At 70.2% G+C, this 19,660-nt stretch carries 20 protein-coding genes and 4 tRNA genes; 9 read left to right on the forward strand and 15 right to left on the reverse strand.

The genetic code is table 11. The annotated features are described in order from the left end of the window. Positions 1 to 81: 81 nt before the first annotated feature. Together ACZ7SW_RS26075 and ACZ7SW_RS26080 are read right to left on the reverse strand one after the other, a co-directional pair. A complete protein-coding gene (locus ACZ7SW_RS26075) occupies positions 82 to 375 on the reverse strand; it encodes a hypothetical protein (RefSeq protein WP_470232980.1) in 294 nt (97 codons plus the stop codon). A gap of 619 nt (positions 376 to 994) precedes the next feature. Next, positions 995 to 1,612 (reverse strand): RraA family protein, encoded by a 618-nt coding sequence (locus ACZ7SW_RS26080; RefSeq protein WP_470232981.1) that lies wholly within the window; start codon positions 1,610 to 1,612, stop codon positions 995 to 997. Positions 1,613 to 1,679: 67 nt separating this feature from the next. Between ACZ7SW_RS26080 and ACZ7SW_RS26085 the strand changes: the two genes are divergently transcribed. Continuing rightward, a complete protein-coding gene (locus ACZ7SW_RS26085) occupies positions 1,680 to 2,180 on the forward strand; it encodes a methylated-DNA--[protein]-cysteine S-methyltransferase (RefSeq protein WP_470232982.1) in 501 nt (166 codons plus the stop codon). Between the two features lie 4 nt (positions 2,181 to 2,184). On the opposite strand, the gene ACZ7SW_RS26090 is transcribed toward ACZ7SW_RS26085, so the two are convergent. After that, positions 2,185 to 2,979 (reverse strand): siderophore-interacting protein, encoded by a 795-nt coding sequence (locus ACZ7SW_RS26090; protein WP_470232983.1) that lies wholly within the window; start codon positions 2,977 to 2,979, stop codon positions 2,185 to 2,187. Positions 2,980 to 3,587: 608 nt separating this feature from the next. On the opposite strand from ACZ7SW_RS26090, the gene ACZ7SW_RS26095 reads away from it, so the two are divergent. The 4 genes from ACZ7SW_RS26095 to fgd all read left to right on the forward strand — a co-directional run bounded on the left by ACZ7SW_RS26095 (position 3,588) and on the right by fgd (position 7,811). Further along, the gene (locus tag ACZ7SW_RS26095) at positions 3,588 to 4,679 is read left to right on the forward strand and encodes a hypothetical protein (RefSeq protein ID WP_470232984.1); all 1,092 of its coding nucleotides are present in this window, start codon (positions 3,588 to 3,590) and stop codon (positions 4,677 to 4,679) included. Between the two features lie 94 nt (positions 4,680 to 4,773). Next, positions 4,774 to 5,148 (forward strand): YciI family protein, encoded by a 375-nt coding sequence (locus tag ACZ7SW_RS26100; protein WP_470232985.1) that lies wholly within the window; start codon positions 4,774 to 4,776, stop codon positions 5,146 to 5,148. 119 nt (positions 5,149 to 5,267) lie between these two features. Next, positions 5,268 to 6,701 (forward strand): glycoside hydrolase family 76 protein, encoded by a 1,434-nt coding sequence (locus tag ACZ7SW_RS26105; RefSeq protein ID WP_470233132.1) that lies wholly within the window; start codon positions 5,268 to 5,270, stop codon positions 6,699 to 6,701. Between the two features lie 105 nt (positions 6,702 to 6,806). Beyond that, positions 6,807 to 7,811: a glucose-6-phosphate dehydrogenase (coenzyme-F420) gene (gene fgd, locus ACZ7SW_RS26110; RefSeq protein ID WP_470232986.1), complete on the forward strand. Its 1,005-nt coding sequence runs from the start codon at positions 6,807 to 6,809 to the stop codon at positions 7,809 to 7,811. Positions 7,812 to 7,857: 46 nt separating this feature from the next. Here the strand turns inward: fgd and ACZ7SW_RS26115 are convergent, their stop codons facing one another. Continuing rightward, complete coding sequence (locus ACZ7SW_RS26115; protein ID WP_470232987.1) at positions 7,858 to 8,385, reverse strand: helix-turn-helix domain-containing protein; 528 nt, start codon at positions 8,383 to 8,385, stop codon at positions 7,858 to 7,860. Between the two features lie 59 nt (positions 8,386 to 8,444). On the opposite strand from ACZ7SW_RS26115, the gene ACZ7SW_RS26120 reads away from it, so the two are divergent. Beyond that, a complete protein-coding gene (locus tag ACZ7SW_RS26120) occupies positions 8,445 to 9,686 on the forward strand; it encodes an alpha/beta hydrolase family protein (RefSeq protein WP_470232988.1) in 1,242 nt (413 codons plus the stop codon). A 39-nt stretch (positions 9,687 to 9,725) separates the two neighbouring features. Here the strand turns inward: ACZ7SW_RS26120 and ACZ7SW_RS26125 are convergent, their stop codons facing one another. Next, positions 9,726 to 12,149 (reverse strand): SdrD B-like domain-containing protein, encoded by a 2,424-nt coding sequence (locus ACZ7SW_RS26125; RefSeq protein ID WP_470232989.1) that lies wholly within the window; start codon positions 12,147 to 12,149, stop codon positions 9,726 to 9,728. A gap of 228 nt (positions 12,150 to 12,377) precedes the next feature. Between ACZ7SW_RS26125 and ACZ7SW_RS26130 the strand changes: the two genes are divergently transcribed. Continuing rightward, positions 12,378 to 13,106, forward strand: coding sequence for a hypothetical protein (locus ACZ7SW_RS26130; protein ID WP_470232990.1), 729 nt, complete (start codon positions 12,378 to 12,380; stop codon positions 13,104 to 13,106). Positions 13,107 to 13,113: 7 nt separating this feature from the next. Here ACZ7SW_RS26130 and ACZ7SW_RS26135 read toward each other — a convergent pair whose 3' ends face one another. Continuing rightward, positions 13,114 to 14,430 carry a right-handed parallel beta-helix repeat-containing protein gene (locus ACZ7SW_RS26135; protein WP_470232991.1) on the reverse strand — a complete coding sequence of 439 codons (1,317 nt, stop codon included), beginning with the start codon at positions 14,428 to 14,430 and terminating at the stop codon, positions 13,114 to 13,116. Positions 14,431 to 15,082: 652 nt separating this feature from the next. Between ACZ7SW_RS26135 and ACZ7SW_RS26140 the strand changes: the two genes are divergently transcribed. Continuing rightward, positions 15,083 to 16,207: a Dyp-type peroxidase gene (locus ACZ7SW_RS26140; protein WP_470232992.1), complete on the forward strand. Its 1,125-nt coding sequence runs from the start codon at positions 15,083 to 15,085 to the stop codon at positions 16,205 to 16,207. Between the two features lie 65 nt (positions 16,208 to 16,272). On the opposite strand, the gene ACZ7SW_RS26145 is transcribed toward ACZ7SW_RS26140, so the two are convergent. From ACZ7SW_RS26145 to ACZ7SW_RS26160, 4 genes are all read right to left on the reverse strand, one after another. Further along, positions 16,273 to 16,347, reverse strand: a tRNA-Val gene (locus tag ACZ7SW_RS26145). 1 nt (position 16,348) lies between these two features. Next, a tRNA-Cys gene (locus tag ACZ7SW_RS26150) sits at positions 16,349 to 16,419 on the reverse strand. Positions 16,420 to 16,440: 21 nt separating this feature from the next. Then, positions 16,441 to 16,513: transfer RNA gene (locus ACZ7SW_RS26155), tRNA-Gly, on the reverse strand. Positions 16,514 to 16,639: 126 nt separating this feature from the next. After that, entirely contained in the window at positions 16,640 to 17,065 is a 426-nt protein-coding gene (locus ACZ7SW_RS26160) for an SsgA family sporulation/cell division regulator (protein ID WP_005159130.1), read from the reverse strand. Between the two features lie 391 nt (positions 17,066 to 17,456). Here ACZ7SW_RS26160 and ACZ7SW_RS26165 point away from each other — a divergent pair. Next, a tRNA-Val gene (locus tag ACZ7SW_RS26165) sits at positions 17,457 to 17,528 on the forward strand. Positions 17,529 to 17,596: 68 nt separating this feature from the next. Here ACZ7SW_RS26165 and ACZ7SW_RS26170 read toward each other — a convergent pair. From ACZ7SW_RS26170 to ACZ7SW_RS26190, 5 genes are all read right to left on the reverse strand, one after another. Continuing rightward, a complete protein-coding gene (locus ACZ7SW_RS26170; RefSeq protein WP_470232993.1) occupies positions 17,597 to 18,073 on the reverse strand; it encodes a hypothetical protein in 477 nt (158 codons plus the stop codon). A 2-nt stretch (positions 18,074 to 18,075) separates the two neighbouring features. Next, a complete protein-coding gene (locus ACZ7SW_RS26175) occupies positions 18,076 to 18,279 on the reverse strand; it encodes a hypothetical protein (RefSeq protein WP_470232994.1) in 204 nt (67 codons plus the stop codon). Between the two features lie 6 nt (positions 18,280 to 18,285). Continuing rightward, positions 18,286 to 18,957, reverse strand: coding sequence for a Crp/Fnr family transcriptional regulator (locus ACZ7SW_RS26180; RefSeq protein ID WP_470233133.1), 672 nt, complete (start codon positions 18,955 to 18,957; stop codon positions 18,286 to 18,288). A 142-nt stretch (positions 18,958 to 19,099) separates the two neighbouring features. Next, positions 19,100 to 19,366: a hypothetical protein gene (locus tag ACZ7SW_RS26185; protein WP_470233134.1), complete on the reverse strand. Its 267-nt coding sequence runs from the start codon at positions 19,364 to 19,366 to the stop codon at positions 19,100 to 19,102. Continuing rightward, positions 19,363 to 19,578, reverse strand: coding sequence for an RNA polymerase sigma factor (locus ACZ7SW_RS26190; RefSeq protein WP_470233135.1), 216 nt, complete (start codon positions 19,576 to 19,578; stop codon positions 19,363 to 19,365). The genes ACZ7SW_RS26185 and ACZ7SW_RS26190 overlap by 4 nt, the downstream gene beginning before the upstream one ends. Positions 19,579 to 19,660 lie beyond the last annotated feature (82 nt).

The following is a 19,660-nucleotide window of genomic DNA, read 5'->3' on the forward strand; positions in this document are numbered from 1 at the left end:
CGTCGGTCCCGCCCGGCCCGGCACCCGGTCCCAGGCGGGAATCCCTCCGTTCGGCTCGAGCCGCGCCCGGTCGTGACGGCGTTATTCCTTCCCCATCGACCGCCGGATCTCGGCCAGCTTGTCCTTCGCCGCCTCTTTGCGGTCGGCGATTTTCTTGTCCAGCGACTGCAGATCCTCCGGCCCGCCGATCCCGGCGATCTCCTGCGCGCCGACCGACGTGGTGTACCGCTTCTCGATCCGGTCCCGCACGAAGTCGAACGACGGGGCGCCGTTCTCGCTGTAATCGGGTTCGGGCAGGGCAGCGGGCGGCGTGGCGGGGCTCTCCACGATCTCCGCGTCGAGCGGCTGCTGCTCGCCGGGCTTGTCCGCGCTCATCGTCTCGCCTCTTCTCGGTTCGTCGGCTCCGCCTCCGACCCTAGCCGACCTCGACGGGGCGGGTGGATGTTTGGCCGCCGCCGGTCCGCGGTAGCCCATCGGGGAGTGAAAGGAGCCCGCGCATGCTTCGCCCCCGCTCGACCGCGCCGCCCGCCCCTCCCGAGCCCGTCCCGCCCGGCCCGGTGGAACCCGGCCCCGGCCCCGTGGAGCCCGGCCCGGTGACGCCGGGACCGGACCGTCCGCTGCCGGACCCCGAACCCCTCCCGCCCGAATCGGAACCCGACCCCGGACTGGCGATGGCTGGTCCCTTGTGGACAGTCCGGCCGGAGTGATCCGGCGGCGAGGACGTCGGCCCGGGGCGCTTTCCCGCTGACCTGTCCGATCCGGGCCGGCGCAGGGACTCCCGGCCAAGCGGGCCGATCCGGTCGGGTCCCGGACCGAGGTTCTCGCCACCCGGGTTCACGGGAGGTATCGCCTGCTCGCGCCGCCGATACCTTCGAAGTACGCGCTCGCGACCACACTTCCGGGCGCGAAGGCAGTTGACCGCGTCTCCGGCTGATTCCGGAGCCAAGTCACCGGCCAGTCGAGGACCGCTCGCGCAACCCCGTCGGCCGTCGGCTCAGCCGCGAAACCCGCCAGCCTCCAGCGCCGCGTCGACCTTCGCCCGGTGCGCCTCCGCCCACTCGTCGAGCGTCTGCGCCTCCTCCTTGGCCAGCTTCGCCCGAGCGTCCGCCAGCACCTGCGCCGCGTTCGGCCCCGGCACCACGACCACGCCCTCCTCGTCCGCGACGACGATGTCCCCGGCGTGCACCGTCACCCCGCCGCACCGCGCGGGCTCGCCGAGCGGGGTCACCGCGGCTTTCGTGCCGGGGATCGGGATCACGCCGCGCGCGAACACCGGAAAACGCGCTTCGCGGACTTCCGCCAGGTCGCGGATCACGCCGTCCAGGACGAAGCCCGCGATACCGCGTCGCTGAGCTGTCGCGCAGACGTTGCCGCCGGCCAGCGCGTAGTCGACGTCGCCGGACTCCGCCACGATCACCGATCCGGCGGGGGCGCGGTGGATGGCCGCGTGCAGCATCAGGTTGTCGCCCGGCGGGCAGCGCACCGGGTACGCGGGCCCGGCGATCCTCGGCACCGGCCCCCACAAGGGGCGCACGCCGTGGTCGAGCACCTGGCCGCGGCCGAGCAGGTCGGCGAGCGTCGTGGTCGGGATGTCGGCGAAACCGTCGTCCATGGACGGCGATGCTCTCACGCGCGGCCCGGCCGGATACCGTTCCGTGGCACCGATCACGGAGGAGAAGATGGCTTTCCGGCATACCGTCGCCGCGTCGCCGGTCGGCGACCTCACCCTGGTCGCCGACGGCAGCGCGCTGGTCGCCGTCTACTTCGACGGCCACAGCCGGACCCCGCGCTTCCCCGACTTCGGCCCGCGCGCCGACGACGGTTTCGCCGCCGCGACCCGCCAGCTCGAGGAGTACTTCGCCGGCCGGCGGCAGACCTTCGACCTCGAACTGGACCTGCGCGGCTCCGACTTCGAACGCCGCGTATGGCAGCTGCTGACCCGCATCCCCTACGGCGAGACGCGCACCTACCGCGAGCTGGCCGTCGAACTGGGCGAACCCGGCGCGGCGCAGGCGGTCGGCAACGCGAACGGCTGGAATCCGCTGAGCATCGTCGTGCCCTGCCACCGGGTGGTCGGCAGCAGCGGCGGCCTCACCGGCTACGCGGGCGGCGTCGGCCGGAAACGGTTCCTGCTGCAACTGGAGGAACCGCCCGCCGACGACGCCGGGCGGTTGTTCTGACCGATCACCCCAGCGCGGCTCGGCCGTGTTTCCAATACCCCTGGAACGCGACCGCCTGCTTCGGAACCCCGCGCTCCCGGGTGAGAAACCGCCGTGCGCCGGTGGCCAGCCCGCTTTCCCCGGCGACCCACGTGTAGCCCGGCGGATCGGACAGATCGAGTTCGGCGAGGACGTCGAGCGCGAGCCGCCCGGGCAGCCGATCGTCCTCGCGGACCAGCCACTGGACCTCGGCGCCGAGCGGCACGTCGACCGGGTGGATGTCGTCCTTCGCCCCGACCTCCAGCAAGACAGTGGCCCGCAGGCCAGGCGACGACTCCAGGATCGCCAGCGCCGCGGGGATCGCGCTTTCGTCGGCGAGGAGGAGCTGCGACACGCCTTCCGGTGGCAGATAGGTGATTCCCTCGTCGAGGATCCCGACCTCGTCGCCCGGCCGCGCGCTCTGCGCGAATCTCGACGCCGGACCGCCGTCGCCGTGTACCGCGAACTCGATGTCGACTTCGCCGGGCCGCGTCGCCCGGATCGTGTAGTTCCGCACCCACGGCCTGGACGAGGCGCTCATGAGCAGGTGCTGGGCGAGCCAACGGTTGCTCGCAGCGGTGGGGAGGCGCAGCTCGCGCTGGCCTTCGCGCGGGAAGAACAACCGGCACCATTGATCGAATCCGAGCGGCGCGAAGTCCTCGAGGTCCTCCCCGCCGACAGTGAGGGTCACGAAATGCGTGGACGTCCGTTCGGCTCGCAGCACGGAGGTCCGGAGCAGCCGCCTGCTGTCGGGCGTGCGGCGCTGGGGGAGGGTCGGCATGGTGGTCCCGATTCAATTAGGTAAGGCTTACCTTCTTGACGGTAGCCGGTCCTCGACGGGGACGGCAAGGCCGCGAACTCGCTCCGGATGCATCTGTCCGTGGTCCTCGCCTCCGGCGGGTACCTCCATCCGGGCCAGTTCGCCGATGGTCGCCCGCGCTCGATGATCACTCTCCGTGTCACTCGTGTGGGTGACAGTTGACTGCTCAATGAACGGACTGGCCGTGACACTCTGTGTATCACTGCCGGTTGGCCATCCCCGGAGCGCTTGAGTTTCTCCGTCTGGCGAATGTGCGGATGAACGTGCATATTCCCGTGTCAGCGTCGGTTCTTCGCTGTTCGTGGATGTGTCAAGAGGTCTGGACAAGCCGTCGAGAGGGTGGCCGCCGGGTGTCGAATCGATGACAGCGAAGAGTAGCGAAAACCGTCACTCGAACCGTTGGGCGACGCTGAGGGACCGTTCACCGCGACACTGCCAGTAGAACTGGTCGGTGACGCACCGTCTTCGCCAGGATGAGCCCATCCGGGGCCCGTACCGCACGACGGCCGGGGATCCGGACAGCCGTCGGAACCGGTCCGCCGGCCGGAAGGGAAGGGGATGACGACCTCATGACGGTGGTTCCCTGCCTCGCCGACCAGCCGTGCCACGCCGGGCAGCCTCGCCAGACCGGCGAGCCGTCCGAGCCGGGCGAAGGCGCAGTGCTGGCCCGGGCGCCGCAGCAGCCGAACCGGCTAGGCCGCGAGCGCGACTCGGCGAACGGCCTGGAGGCGGCTCCGCGTCCGCGCGGCGCGGCGAAGCGGAGGAGAGCGGCTCAGTCTGCCGCTGTGGCCAAGCCGGGCGATGCGGCCGATGCGGACGCAACCGTCGGGGCTGCGGCGGAAGCAGTCGCCAGCAACGCGGCCAGGCTCGGCTCGGGGGAAGTGGCCTCCAGCAAGGCGGCCACGTCCGATCCGGCGGAAGCGGTCGCAAGCGATGCGGCTCCGCTCGGCTCGGTGGAAGCCGTCGCCAGCAACGTCGCTACGCCCGATCCGGCGGGAGCAGCCGCCAGCAACGCTGCTACGTCCGACTCTGCGGAAGCGGTCGCGAGCAATGCGGCCCCGCCCGATCCGGCGGAAGCAGCTGCAAGCGATGCGGCCCCGCCCGGCTCGGCGGAAGCAGCCGCCGGCAACGCGGCCCCGCCCGTCCAGACGGAAGCAAACTCACCCAATCCAGCCCAGCCCTGCAACGGAGCCACACCCGAAGCTGCCGGAAGCGCCGCGCCGAAAGCCAACGCGGCCGCGAGCAACGCACCGGAGCCAGCCGAACCCCGCCCCGCAGACTCCCTCCACCCCGACCCCGACCACCCCAGCCGGGTCCGCATAGCGGTCGACTGGGATCCCTTCTCCCGCCCGCCCCGCCGGATCGCCACCCGGGACGAGATGGTCGCCTCCGCGCACCGGGTCCTCGCCCGCCGCGAGCGCGGCCGCCACCGCAAACCCGATACCCGCGACCCCTGGGCCTCCCGCGCCGCGGACTTCGTCGTCACCTGGGCGGCCACCCTCCGGACGACGTTGCTCCTCCTCGCCGGCACCGCGTTCCTCGCCGGGCTCGTGCTGATGAACAGCCCGATCGCGGGCGTCGCGGTGACCTCGGTGCTTCTCGCCGCGGGCGTCGCGGCCTGGGTCGCCCGGCCGCGAAAGTCGCCCTCGCATCGCTGCTGAAAGAAATTTCGGCGAAGTGTCGATGCTTCGCGAGCCCGTTCGACGAGGATGTGACGGCTGGACGAAACCAGCCACCGACCCCGAGGAGCGGGCAATGCGTTTCCTGATGATGCACCGGCTTGACGAGAGCGCCCCCGAGGCCTGGAACCCCAGCCCCGAGTTCATCGAGAAAATGGGCGCCTTCGTCCAGGACTGGACCGAACGCGGCATCCTGATCACCGCCGAGGGCGTGCATCCGTCGGAAAAGGGCGCGATCGTCCGCAAGCCCCGCGGCGCGACGCCGGCCGCGACGGACGGGCCGTTCACCGAGGCCAAGGAGGTCATCGGCGGGTTCGCCCTGGTCAACGCCGAGGACCGGGCCCAGGCGGTCGAGTACGCGCGGCAGTACGCGGACCTGTTCGACGAGATCGAGGTCGAGGTCCGCCAGGTCGTGGAGTTCGACGACCTCGAGGGCATGGGCGCGCAGTAGCCCGGCATCCGGCCGCATTCGCGCGCCAAGTCTTTGTCATTCGTTGACCCGCACCGCGCCTCGCGGGGATCTTCGTTCTGGGGACAGGGCGGGGATCCGAGGAGGCAGCGGTGCGGGTCATGCTCACGGCGGTCTTGACCGCGATGTCGGCGCTGCTGCCGGTCCACGCGAAAACGCCGGCGCCGCAACCGGCGGCGAACACCGTGGTGTGCAACAAATACTGCGACGACCGTGCCGCCGACCAGGCGTCCAGCGACCGGATCGCGGTCACCGCGCCGCTCGACGACCGCGTCCTCCAGTTGCACTTCGCCGACGGCGACCCGATGGGCTGGGCAGTCGTCGACCACTCGCGCCCGGGCGACCAGGTGTGGCTCGACCGGTCCTTCGACGGCGGCGCGACCTGGGACGGCGGCGCTCAGCTGGGCCTGACCACCGCGCCGTCCGGGGTCGGCGGCTGGCGCACCCAGATGTACAACAACGACGACTGGAACAACCGCGGCGTCGGCGCCCTGCGCGCATGCGGCACCGCGGTCGACACCGGCCGGATCGCTTGCACGCCTTGGGCGCGCACCCGCTGGAACGCGGCGAACCGCTCGCAAGCGGCGGCGACGGCGATGATGGCGCTCTACGACAACGGCACCGGCTACTTCCGCAACGGCGGCGGCTGGGGGAGCGCGGTGTCGCTCGCCGCGGTGATCCGCAACGCGTCGGTCAGCCGGATGGCCAGCTACGACTACGCGATGGCCACGACGTACGACAAGAACGTCAACGCCGGCCGGGGCCAGTTCCGCAACGAGTTCTCCGACGACACCGGCTGGTGGGCGATGGCGTGGCTCGACGCCTACGACCGCACCGGCCAGCAGCGTTACCTCGCCACCGCCAAGGCCGGCGCCGACCACATGCAGACCTTCTGGACCGGCGACTGCGGCGGCGGCATCCGGTGGAAAGAAGGCCTGACCTACAAGGCGTCCATCTCCAACAGCCTGTACATCCAGGTCAACGCCACCATCGCCGAGCGCACCGGAGACGCGACCTACCGGACGCGCGCGCAGCAAGGCTGGGATTGGTTCCGCGGCAAGGGACTCATCGGCTCCGACGGCCTGGTGGTCGACGGCATCGACGGCGCCAGCTGCGACGCGGTCGGCCAGCGCTACACCTACAACCAGGGCGTCTTCGTCTCCGGTCTCACCGCGTTGTCCAAGGTGACCGGAGACCAGGACCTGATCGGCACCGCCCGGCCGGTCGCCGACTCCACGACGCGCACCGGATCGTTCTTCACCGGCTCCGACGGCATCGTCCACGACCCCGGCGAGGGCAGCAGCTGCACTGACGACGGGTCGTACTTCAAAGCCGGACTCGTCCGCGGTCTGTCCGAACTGGACGCCGCGACGCCCGACGCGCCCTACCGGGATTTCCTGACCAGGCAAGCGGATTCCGCCTACGCGCACTCCCGCAACGACTTCGACCAGTACTCGCGTTCGTGGTCCGCCTCCGCGGAGAAGGGGCCGGGCTGCCAGGCCGCGGCGCTCGCGCTGATGAACGCGACGTACTAGCCCGGTTAGTGATCGACAGCACACCCGTCTTCGCAAGGCCCATCCGAGTACGGTTGACGGTGCCACGGAATCCTGCGTGGTTCATGCGGACGGGGAAGGGCGATCGTGGAGCTGAAGGTCGGGTACAAGGCGTCGGCGGAACAGTTCGGGCCTCGCGAGCTGGTGGAGTTCGCGGTGCGGGCCGAGGAGCTGGGGCTGGACTCGGTGTGGGTGTCGGACCATTTCCTGCCGTGGCGCCACGAGGGCGGGCACGCGCCGTGGGCGCTGGCGTGGATGCCGGCGGTGGCGGAGCGGACCAGCCGCGTGCTGATCGGGACCAGCGTGCTGACGCCGACGTTCCGGTACAACCCGGCGGTGATCGCGCAGGCGTTCGCGACGATGGCGCTGCTGTCGGGCGACCGCGTGATCCTCGGCGCGGGCACCGGCGAAGCGCTGAACGAGATCGCGGTGTCGGGCCGGGAATGGCCGGAGTTCAAGGAGCGGTTCGCGCGGCTGCGCGAGTCGGTGCGGCTGATGCGCGAGCTGTGGAGCAAGGACAGCGTCGACTTCGAGGGCGACTACTACCAGCTGGTCAACGCGAAGATCTACGACCGGCCGGAGCGTCCGGTGCCGGTGTACATCGCGGCGGGCGGCCCGGTGGTGGCGAAGTACGCCGGCCGCGCGGGCGACGGCATGATCTGCACGTCCGGCAAGGGCATGGAGCTCTACACCGACAAGCTGATGCCGGCGATGGCCGAGGGCGCGGCCGCGGCCGAACGCGACGCGTCCGGCGTGGACCGGATGATCGAGATCAAGATGTCGTACGACCGGGACCCGGAGAAGGCGCTGGCCAACACCCGGTTCTGGGCCCCGCTGTCGCTGAGCGCGGAGCAGAAGCACACCGTGTCGTCGGCGGAGGAGATGGAGCGGCTGGCCGACGAACTGCCGATCGAGCAGGTCGCGAAGCGGTGGATCGTCGCTTCCGACCCGGACGAGGCGGTCGCGCAGATCAAGCCGTACCTCGACGCGGGCTTGAACCACCTGGTCTTCCACGGCCCCGGCCACGACCAGGAGCGCTACCTGGGCCAGTTCGCCGAGGACGTGCTGCCCCGGCTGCGCGCGCTGTCCTGATTCTCGGTTCGCGAGACCCCCGTCCGGCTTCGGCTGGGCGGGGGTCTCAGTCTTCGCTGGGGAAGAGGATCGGGCTGAGCAGGTACCGCGTGCGCCCCGGTGCGGGCTCGTTCGCGAGCACGGGCGCGATGGCTTTCCGCATGCCCTCGATCATCGCGAGCAGTTCGTCGCGGTCCAGCCAGACGGCGTGCTGCCGGTAGCCGACGAGATCCTCGACCGGATCCGCCTGGTCCCGGCTGAGGTACGCGTCGAACTCGGCGACCAGCGCGGCGGTCGCGGCGGCGAATCCGCGACGGTGGTCGTCCGGGGTCAGCCGGGCGATCGCGTCCTGGCCGATCGACGCGTTTTCCTTGCGCAGCCGGTAAGTGCGCTCGACCGCGCCGCGCACGCGCTGTTCCTCGGCCACTTCGAGGATGCCTCCGTCGGCGAGCAGGTCGACGTGCCGGTAGACCGTCGCCTTCGAGACGTCCGGGAGCAGCGCGCCCAGTTGCGCGGTGGTGAGCGTCCGGTCGCCGCGCAGCGCGTGCACGATCCGCAGCCGTACCGGATGTCCTAGGAGAGTCAACACGTCCACCCTCGAATGTTCTCATAGAGTGCTACCATTCGCATAACTTGAGAATGATGGGGGCCGGGATGAATCCGAGCGAACTGGCGACGGCTGTCGCCGAGCAGGCGCGAGACGGGCGGTTCAGCGAGATCGCGACGCGGTTCTCGCCGGAGTTGCGGGCGGCGGTGTCCGCTGCGGCGCTGGAAGCCGCGTGGACCGCGCAGACCGGCGAGCACGGTCCGGTGACTTCGCTCGGCGAACCCGTTGCCGAGCCGGCGGGTCCTGGGCTGACCCGGGTTCAGGTGCCGGTCGTCTGCTCGCGGGGCGGGTTTCTCGTGGTGATGGCGGTCGATTCGGCGGGAACCGTTGCGGGGCTTCGGCTTGCTCCCCTCGTGGCGTGGGCCACGCCGTCCTATGTGGACGAAGCTGCGTTCGTCGAAGAGGACGTCGTTCTTTCCGCGGCGCCCCATTCGGTGCCGGGAGCGCTGACTGTGCCGCGAGGAGAGGGGCCGTGGCCGGGCGTGGTCCTGCTCAGCGGTGGCGGGATCTTCGACCGCGACGAGACGGCCGGGCCGAACAAACCGCTCAAGGATCTCGCGTGGGGGCTGGCTTGCCGGGGTATCGCGGTGCTGCGCTTCGACAAGGTGACGCACGCCCGTCCCGAGCTGGCCAGCGCGCCCGGCTTCACGATGTCCGCGGAGTACGTGCCGTATGCCGCCGCGGCCGTTCGTCTTCTGCAGTCGCAGGACAGCGTCGATGCCGCGCGCGTCTTCGTGGCGGGGCACAGTATGGGCGGGAAGGTCGCGCCTCTCGTGGCGATCGCCGAGCCGTCGGTCGCGGGGCTGGTTCTTCTGGCGGCCGACGCCGAGCCGATGCACGAGGCCGCTGTTCGAGTGGTCCGGCATCTCGCTGCGTTGGACGCCAAGGTCGAGGCGCTCGTCGAGCCGATCACCCGGCAGGCCGAGGCGGTCGCCGATCCGGCGTTGTCGCCGTCGGCGTCGGGGGAGGGGCTGCTGTTCGGTTATCCCGGGTCGTACTGGCTGGAACTGCGCGAGTACGACCCCGTCGCGACCGCCGCCTCGCTGACGGTGCCGATGTTTCTCTTGCAGGGCGGCCGGGACTATCAGGTCACCGCTGAGGACGACCTCTCCCGATGGCGAGACGGGCTGGGCGGGCGGTCCGAAGTGGACATCCGGGTCTATCCGGCGGACGACCACGAGTTCTTCCCCGGCACCGAACCGTCCACTCCGGACAGTTACCAGCAACCTCAGCACGTCGACCCGGCGGTGATCGCCGACCTGGCGGAGTGGCTGAAGCGAGCACGGTGACCGAGGCCCGATCGTCGCGGACCTCGGCCACCTCGGCGATCACTGCCGCCTGAACCGCCTTCTGCGGCTCGCCACCAGGAAGGCCGTGCCTCCGGCGACGAGGGCTCCGCCGAGGATCAGCAGCAGCGGCAGCAGCGGAATCCCGGTCGAGGCCAGCGAATCCGTGTCCGTCGAGCCCGGAGCGGGCGGGTGGGCCACCGGGGGAACCGGGCTCGGGCTTGTCGCCGGGGGAGCGGACGACGTCGGCGGGCCGGGCGGCGCCGGCAGGTAGACGCCGGCGTCGATGGTGTGGTCGACCCCGCCGGCCTGGGCGGGAGCGGTCACCGGCGCGTAGCCGTTGCAGAGCCGTCCGGTCTTGGGCGGCACGACGTTCGAGTCGTGCGCCCGGTCCGGGCCGGCGGCCGGGAGCGTGAACCGCAGATCGGTCGCCGGCGGCGTCCCGGGCACGTTGTCCGTCGCCGCGGTGCAGACGTCGAACTGCACGGTGTACTTCTCGCCCGGCTTCAGCTGGAACTCCGCGCCGACGCCGCCGAAGTAGTACTCGCCCGCCTTGTCGGTCTGGGTGGTGGCGACCTTCTTGCCGTCGGTGTCGAGCAGGTTCACCGTCGCCTTCGCGAGCGGGACCTCGTCGGTGCGGTTCGGGTCCTGGACGCCGTTGTGGTCGCCGTCGAACCAGACGAGGTTGCCGATCTGGATCGGCGCGTTCGCCGCCTGGTAGGCGATGTCGCCGAGCCCGCCCGCCTTGCCGAAGCTGTTCGCCGGGCCGACGAACGCGTACCCGTGCTTCGGATTGTCCTGCCCCGGACCGATGCCGGTGTCGACGTCGTAGTAGCCGACGCCGTCCGAGCTGACGTTCTGCGCCGGGTCCAGTTCGGTGCTGATCACCCACTGCTGCTGCGGGATGTAGGCGACCGACCCCTGCGCGGCCTCCTGGTGCACGCCGTTGCCGGAGTGGCTCGGATCGTAGAAGTCGCCGGGGAAGTACTCGACGACGCCCGCCGACTCGTGGCCGTTCGTCTCGGGTTTGCCGTGGTTCGGGCAGGCTCCGGTGCCCTCCCAGTCGTATCCGCCGCCCGGGGCCGCGCAGGCCATGGTGATGTCGCCGCCGGACATGCCGGTCGCGACCCCGTTGTGCCCTGGGCGCGGGTCGATGCCGGAGCCGAAGACGTCCATGAACCGGTCGCGGAAGCCGAGGATCATCGAGCCGTCGCGGGTGAACGCCAGGCTCGCCAGCTCCGGCTGCGGGTTGATGCCCGGTCCCTTTCTGATGAACTTGTCCCACGAAGCGAACGAGGTGTCCCAGGGATTCCAGTGGTCCATGCTGTCGTCCGGGTCCGGGACGGTGATGACGTAGCCGCGCCGGTAGTCGAGGCCGTGCGTGACCACGGGCGTGAATTTCGTGCCGTCGTAGGTGTAGACCACGGCTTTCAGGTCTTCGCGCCGCTTCGTGCTTTCCGCCGAGCAGACGCCGCCGACGTACAGTTTCGCGTCGTGCGCGGCGACCGCGAACGGCCGCCAGTCGTCGGGGCTGGCGCACTCCGGCATCGGGATCGGCACCTGCTTCTCGATCTTCGCGGTGGCTCCGGTCGCGTCGAAACTGAGCAGATTCCGGGTCACCAGGCTGACCGCGTACAGCGTCTTGCCGTCTTCGGTGAGCGCGATCCCGCCGAGGCTCTCCTTGCCGGGGACGTCGACGAAATGCTCGTCCTTGCGCATGTCCACCGCGCCGTGTGCGGTGATCTCGGCGCCCGGCACCTTCGCGAACAGCTTGGGCGCGCCGCCGCCGAGCGGCGTCGTGTAAATCGCGCCGCCGCCTTCGGGGCCGTAGGTGGTGAAGCGTTTCGCGAACGCAGACTGGAAAACGCGGTCGCGGTATTTGTCGTATGCCAAACCCCACGTGGTGCCGACTTGCGCCTGGGTGTTCAGCACGGTCGGGCAGGCCGAGTCGGTCGGGCAGGTGCCGCGGAACTTGCGGTCGAACGCGACCAGTGCGCGGCTGTTCGGATCGGGCTTGCTGCCGTCGCTGTTCACCGCCGGGTTCTGCACCGGCACGTAATAACGGGCGTCGGGCAGCGTGTGGTCGGCCGGGTTCCAGACGCCGGTGATCACCGAAACGTCCTTGCTCTCGCGCAGATCCACGAACGTCGTGAAACTGTCGAAGTGGTTTTTCTCCGTCGACGCGGGCGCGGCCCGCAAATACGCGCGATACGGATCCGGAACCGAAACGTCGACGCGATACCGTCCGCCGGCGAGCGGCGCGGCCGGGTCCACCACGACCTTGCCCGCCGCGTCCGTGCGGCCGCGCACCTGATGCCCGGCGGGGTCGGTGACCAGCACCGACATGCCCGGCTGCGGGGTGTCCATGGTGGCGTTGACGATTCCGGTGCCGAAGAAATCCCGGAGCACTTGGACGGTCAATGTGCCGTCTTCCGCGGCTCCGGCGGGGCCGGCGGTGACCGTCATCGCGCTGCTGCCCAGCACCAGGGCGGCGGCGGCTACTCGGGCCAGCCTGAATCTGCCGCTGGTTTTTCTGCCACCTCGGTTCATGACTGCGGGATCTCCGTTCTCTGCGCGGAATATTCGCGCTGCGTGCCGCAAAGCTGTAACAGTGAACCAGAAAACGGCCTTTCCGGGTACGGCACCGGAGTAAACGGACCGGGTGAATCGAAATCCCTGCTACGGTCACTCGCTGTGCTTGCCAAACGGATCGCGCGCCGCTGGATCGTCGTCGCTGTCGCGGTGACAGCCGCGCTGGGCGCGGGAATATTCTCGTATGTCGCCGCCAGTTCGGCCGATTCCGGCCCGCGCGCGGTCATCGCGGACGAGGCGAGCCGGCTCGCGATCGCGCGATTCCGCAATTACCAGAAGCAAGGCCGCGCGGTGACGATCAGTGTCCCCGGCGCGGCGGGCGAACTCGTGATCACCGGTTCGGCCGATTACCGCGCCAAGTCCGGTTACGGAGTACTGAAAGGCAAGGGGCGCAACGACTCCGGCAATGGTCTGATCCGGTGGACCGCCACCCGCGTCGAACTCCTCCCGCTGTCCGCCCTCCCCGAACTGCCCCCGGCGAACCCGCCCGCCGACGGCTGGTTCGGCCGCCCGCTCAACCCGACGGCGGGCACGCTGGACCGGGCATTGGCCATTCTGCTCGGTCTCGGCGGCGACCGGCCGGACAACGCGCAATTGCTGCCGCAGAACGGCGCCGAATGGCTAGGGGCCGATCAGGTGAACGGGCACGCCGTCGATGTCTTCACCGGCCCTGATTCCCGGGAACGGCCCGGCAGCGCGGAATCCGTCCGGTACTGGCTCGACGCGGACGGCGTCATGTACCGGGTGCGGACTTCGGTCCCGGGGGAAACGAATCCGGTCGTCATTGATTTCGACACGCACGAATTCACCGCGGTGCCGCCCGGTCGCTGACATTTCCTCAGGATGCGGCTATCGAGGCCCGGTCTGCCAGCAACGACGAGTTCGGCACCTGGATTTTCGCGACGTCCGGAAACGCCGGCACCGCCGGGACCGCCGTGGGACCCGCCGTGCGCGCGTCCGGAAATTGCGGCTGCGGCGGCGGTGCGGCGACGTCGGTGAACGGAATGCCCGCGGGCGGCTTGGCCCTGGTCCAGACCCCCGACGGCGAGGCGGTCGCTGCGGGACAAGCGGCGCTCGTCGCCAATCCCTCCGGAATCGTGTGCAGCGCACCGGAATCGACACAGTTTCCGCTGCCCTTGGTCGCACCGGGGAAGGTCCAGCCGACGTCGATGCCGTTCGCCGCGAAGACGTCGCCGACGATCTGGTTGCCCTTCGGCGGCACGTCCTGGGTCGCGGTGAGCACGAGCCCGGCGTTCGCGTTCCCGGCGATCCGGTTGCGCAGCACCTGGTTGCCGCTGCCGCCGTCGATGCCGATCCCGATGCCCCAGCCGCCGTCGGCCTGCTCCGGCGTCGCCGCCTGCCCGTTGGCCGCGACCAGATTGCCGGCGACCACGGAATCCTGCTGCGGCAACAGCTTCTCCTGATGGTCGGAGTTGCTGGTCAGCCCGACCCGGTTGCCGCTGAGCCGGTTCCCGGCGACGTACATCTCGCCGCTGGCGTTCGTGCCCTCGTACCCGGCCGCGTTGAGCTCCGCGACGTTGTCCCGCACGACCGTCCGGCACGGTTTGCATTGGCCGACATAGATTCCGGAATCAGCGCCGCCGGACGTGTACGACTGCTCGATCACCCCGTTCTGTGCGGAAAACGCATAGATTCCGTAGAGGCCGTTGCGGGTGGCGGTGACGTGCGAGACCAGGAACGAGCTGAGGAAACGGATCGGCTCGTCGCCGGTGTCGTACCCGCCGCCGTGCCCCGGCAGCCCGTCGGCGGCTTTGACCGAACCCGTGACGAGGACGCCGTTCTGCGTGTGATTCCGGACGGTCAGGTTCTCCACCGCGACGCCCGGCGCGGACACGACGACGCCGTTGTCCCGCTTCAGCTGCCCGTCGACGACCACCCGCTCCCGCACTTCGCCGCGCAGCGTCACCTTCGGCGTCGTGATCTTCACCGTTTCGTGGTATTCCCCCGGGGCGACGAGCACGAGATCCCCGGACTGCGCCAGGGAAACGGCGGCGGAGATAGTAGGCGCGTCGGCGGGAACGCGGATCGTCACGCCCGCCCCGTCCGGCCGGTGCCCCTCGGCGGAGGAAGAACCACAACCGCTGACCAGCGCGGCGGACAGCCCCAGGATCGCCACCATGGCGGGAAAACGCATGCGCCCAGTCTGGCACGAGGGCAGGTTTCCGTTGGGGTGATTGTCCGGCCGGGTCGGCGGTCGGGCGCTTGGTTGGTTTCGCGCCGCCGGATCGGCCTGCGCGCCGAAGGCGGCCCGGCTGCGGGGGAGCGGGGCTGTTGTTGGCTGGATTCGCGCGGGAACGCCGGGTCTTTGTGCGTGGGTGTCGTGAGTTCGGGGCGAGCCGGGTGTGCGGGGTTGTTGTGTGCCGGGTGCGCGCGGGAACGCCGGGCCTTTGTGCGTTGGTGTCGCGAGCCCGGGGGCAAGCTGGGTGAGCGGGTTGTTGTTCGCTGAATGCGCAGATGAACGCCGGGGCCCTTGTTCGTCGGTGTCGTCAGCCTCGGGGCGAGCCGGATGTACGGGGTTGTTGTGCGCCGGGTGCGCACAGGAACGCCGGGGCCTTGTGCGTTGGTATCGCGAGCCCAGGTCAAGCTGGGTGTGCGGGGCTGTTGTTTGCGGGTCGTGACTTCGGCGGTGCTCCCTACATGGTCGTCGGGGCGGTGCGTCGTGAATTCAGCGGGATGTCTCGGCGGACCCGGCGGCAGGAGCGGCTTCGCACCCCACATCCCGCCCAGACCCCCGTTCCGCCGAGCCGAATTCGCCTGGCGCACCGGAATCTGTCACGCTGCCCGTCGTGAATTCCGCCGAGCGCCGCCCTTCCCGCCGCGCTTTCCTCTGGGCCGCGGTGACCGCCGGGCTCGCCGCTGGCTGCCACGCGGCCACCGAGTCCGGTCCCGCCGAAATCCGCCCCGGCCCGGTCCCGCCCACCGGCACCCACCAGGCCGGAATCACCACGCCGCAACAACCGCAACCGCACCTGTTGGTCGTCACCGCGGATGTTTCCGTCGCGCCAGGCCCCCTCCTCGCCGAATTAGGCCGCCGCATCATGACTTTGACCGCTGGCACGGACGACCGCCTGCTGGGCTTGCCCCCGGGCGACCTGACCGTGACAGTCGGGATCGGCCCCCGTCTGGTCCAGACCATCGACCCGCGACTGCCCGGCGCGAAAGACCTCCCGCCCGCGGCCCACGAGGCGGTCGCTCCCTCCGACCGCGGCGGCGATCTGCTGCTCCAACTCTGCGCGAGCGACCCGCTCGTCCCGCCGGCCGCCGCGGCCGCGCTGCTGGCTCAGCCCGGAGTGCGCGAGCGCTGGCGGCAATCCGGTGGACGCGGGCCGCACGTCCCGGTCTCGGACGGCCTGACCGCGCCCCGCAACGTCCTGGGCTTCGTCGACGGCATCATCGGCCCGCACACGCCCGCCGAGCAGCAGCGGGACCTGTGGCTGACCGGCCCGGCTCCGGTAGCGGGCGGCACGATCGCCGTCGTCCGGCGGATGACGCTGGACGTGGCGCGGTTCGCCGCGTTGCCGGTCGCCGCACAGGAAGCCGTCTTCGGCCGCCGGAGAGCCACCGGAGTCCCGCTGTCCGGCGGCTCCGTCGCGGACGGCCCGGATCTGGGCGCGAAAACCCCGGACGGCCGCTACCTCGTCCCCGCCGACGCCCACATCCGCCGCGCCCACGCGAACGTCGTGGGGGCGGGGCTCATGCTGCGCCGCAGTTACAGCATGGACACCCCGGTCCCGGGGCTCCTCTTCGTGAGCTTCCAGAACGATCTGCACACGTTCGCCGCGACCCTGGCGAGCATGGAGACCGCGGATGCACTGTTGCCGTTCACGACCACTACCGCGAGCGGGACCTTCCTGATCCTTCCGGGCTTCGACGAACACCGGCCGCTGGGATCGGCGCTGTTCCCGTCCTGAGCAAGTATTCGGGGAATGACAAAAGCCCTGCCTCTCCGAAGAGAAGCAGGGCTTCCGAGCAACGCTGGTGCGCGATACTGGGATTGAACCAGTGACCTCTTCCGTGTCAGGGAAGCGCTCTCCCGCTGAGCTAATCGCGCGAGGTGGAGACGGGATTCGAACCCGTGTACACGGCTTTGCAGGCCGTTGCCTCGCCTCTCGGCCACTCCACCGCATGGGGCTTGAGCCCTCCGAGCGGACGACGGGATTCGAACCCGCGACCCTCACCTTGGCAAGGTGATGCGCTACCAGCTGCGCTACGTCCGCACTACCGTGGCTCCGACGTCGCGGGCCGGAAGCCCGCACCCCGTCGCCGTGGTGTGAAAGAACCATATCCGACCCCGGCGACCGCCGTGGCACCGGGGGGTTGTTGGCCCGTTCGCGGGGCGGTGATCAGGCCAGATCGTTCGGGATCAGGTGGGTGAGCGCGTCGTCGACGTCGACCCACAGGTGCTCGTTGCCCGGCAGCACGACGTCGTACGTGCGGTCCAGGAAATCGGCCAGCTCCTGTGCGGACGCCTCGAACATGGCGTGCCCGGACGGCGAGTTCAGCTCGATCAGGACCGACTCCGGGTCCTCCACCGAAGGCCGGATGCGGACGTCCCCGTCGCCGGCGTCGGCGAGCAGGCCGTCGGCGAGCAGGTCGCGCGCGTAGACCCATTCGACCCAGCCGGCCCGCCCGGTGCGGAAGGCGGCGACCACGGCATAGGGGTCGCGGGTGTCGTAGCGCAGCTCCACCTTCACCGGAACCGCCGGGGTCCGCGGCGCCAGCAGGTCGAAGACCGCCGTCGAGCGGAGCGTCACGTGATCGTTGCGCATCGTCCTACCCTTCGTCTCCCTTCCCGGCCCGGACGACCGAGGACAACGGTGAGACGCACCAGGGGCCCGGATCCGTCGCGAGTGCGCTCGAGATCACCCGTTCGAGACCGTCTGCCCCGAGGTCCGTCCGGTCCGTCGCCGTCCGTGCCGCGCAGCCTTCAGCGGGCGCCCGGTGGGGAGCCACCAGTACATCTTGCGCGGTTCGGCCGCTGTGCGATAGCACCGTCGCACGGATGTCGCGGACGCCCGCACGCGCCCCCGCCCGCGCACAGCCTTGGCTAGCTCGGGATTGTTCGGACCGTATTCGCTGGCAGACGCGCTGTAGTCGGAGCAAACCACCCGTTTGCAGGCCCCCGAAAGTCGTGGGGTAGGCTGGAACCGCACCGCGAGCGGGCGATTAGCTCAGCGGGAGAGCGCTTCGTTCACACCGAAGAGGTCACTGGTTCGATCCCAGTATCGCCCACATCCCCGCCCGAAGGCCTGCCGACGATCGTGTCGGCAGGCCTTCGGCGTTGAGGGGGGAGCGGTCGTTCACCTCAGCTCGAGCAGCTCCGGCCGCGCACCGGCGCGGTCCGGTTTCCGCAGGTGGGCCCGGATCCGCTCGATGTCGGCCAGGTCCTTGGGCCTGCGCAATTCGAGCTTGTAGTGCAGGACGTCGCGCAGGCGGGCGAACCGCAGGCCGCCGACCACCTCCGCGTTCTCGATCAGCTCGTCGGCGCTCCACAGGTCCGTGATCCATCCCGCGGAGAACTGGATGCGCCCGCCGGGCAGCTGCCAGACGGGGTCCCCGCTGCAGGCGCCGACTCCGGGCGTTCCGGTTCGCCGCGCCCAGTCCAGGACGTCGCCCCGGGCGACGACGTCCAGGTCCCGGACGGTCGTGCGCAACCCGTGGACCAGCAACGGAGCGCTGCCGAAGACGACGAAGTGCTCGGGGTCGAGGTCCAGGGCGGCGAGTTCGCGGACGAGCCGGTTGTCGCCGGCCGGGTTTCCCTGGGTCGTGGCCGCCACAGTCATTCCTTGTCGCCGGGTCGGGATGACGTTCCCCTGCCGATCAGCCCGCGCATCGCGTGGATGATCTTCGCGCGTTCCGCCGGTCTGCTGTTCTTGAGCGCGGCCCGGAACATCATCAGCTTGACGATCTGGCGCACGATCACGCCTACGGTCAGGGCGACGAGGATCCATGCGTTCGAGGCGTGTTCGAGGATGGACGGCATCGCGGGTCACCACGACGAAGCGGGTTTGCCGTCGGCTATTTGCCGAAGCGCGTCGACATCCGTCACGCGGATCTGGAATCGCTTCGTGTCGATGATCCCGTTCCCCTTGAAGACGCGCACGATCTTCTTGGCGGCTTCGACGGAAGCTCCGGTCAGCGAAGCGAGATCCTTCTGGCTCAAGCGGATGGCCGGCGCGCCGTCGACGGTCTCGCAGATGCCGTTCCGGACCAGTTCGCTGAGCGCCTTGGCGATCCGCCTCTCGGTGGCCAGGTCGGAATCGGAGATCTTCCGCGTCGCCTGGGCGAGCCGTTTGCGGACCGCCGTGTGCAGCGCCTGCTCCGCGCTGCGGTGCTGGTCGAGGAATTTCTTCAGTTCGGCCGCCGGAACGTGCAGCACTTCGACGTCGCCCCAGGCGATCACGGTGGCCGACCGCGGCTCGTCGTCGAGCACGCCGAGTTCGCCGACTGTCTCCCTCGGGCCCCGGAACGCCACGATGCGGGGCGGCTGGCCGGCGATGACCTTGACGTGGCCTTTCTTGATCAGCAGAAGGAAGTCGCTGGCTTCCCCCTCGCGCATGAAGACATGGCCGTCTTCGCGGCGCAAGGTGCTTCCCACGCCTTCGAGCGTGGCAACGTCGTCCTCGCTGAGGACCCAGTTGCTCTCGTCCAGATGAACCATGTCCACCTACGAGAGTGTACAAATACCCTTAGGTGAGCACAACCAGCTTCGTTGAAGCGGGCGAATACCATCGAACCGGCTGCGTCGCCGCAGGTGGGAAGCGGTCGCGGCTCGTCGTCGAGCGGCGACCGCCTCCCTCGGATCAGCGCCCGGTCGCCGGTTCCAGCCGGCACTGCCCGTCCTCGCAGGTCCGCTCCAGGCGGCCGCGCGACAGGGTCTGCACCAGCCCGATCGCCCAGCACGTCGGGCATCCGCGCAGCGCCAGCACGCCCGCGGGCAGCGCCGGCAGGCTGGCCCACCCGACGACCGGGGCCAGCGCGATCGACACGGCGATCAGGCCGAATCCGACGATCCCGCGAACGAGATGGACCGAAAGGGACTTGCTGGCGAACGACGGTCGAGTGCTCATCGGCCTTCCTCCGGGAGATCCAGGCAAGCACGGACAGCGGCGCGGGCGCGGTGCAGGCGCGACTTCATCGCCGCGGCGCTCAACCCCAGCGACTTGGCGACGGTTTTTCCCGGCAGGCCCTGGATGTCGCGCATGATCAGCACGCCGCGCCGATCGTCGGGCAGCGAAGCGATGGCCGCCGACAGACGTTCGACCTCCAGCCTGCTCAGCACGTCTTTCCTCGGCGGACGGGCCCGCGGTGTCCGGGACCGGCTCGTCGCGCCGCACCAGGGCCCGTGCCCGGCGCAGGCATTC

It is taken from the genome of Amycolatopsis sp. NPDC114484 (assembly GCF_055633755.1).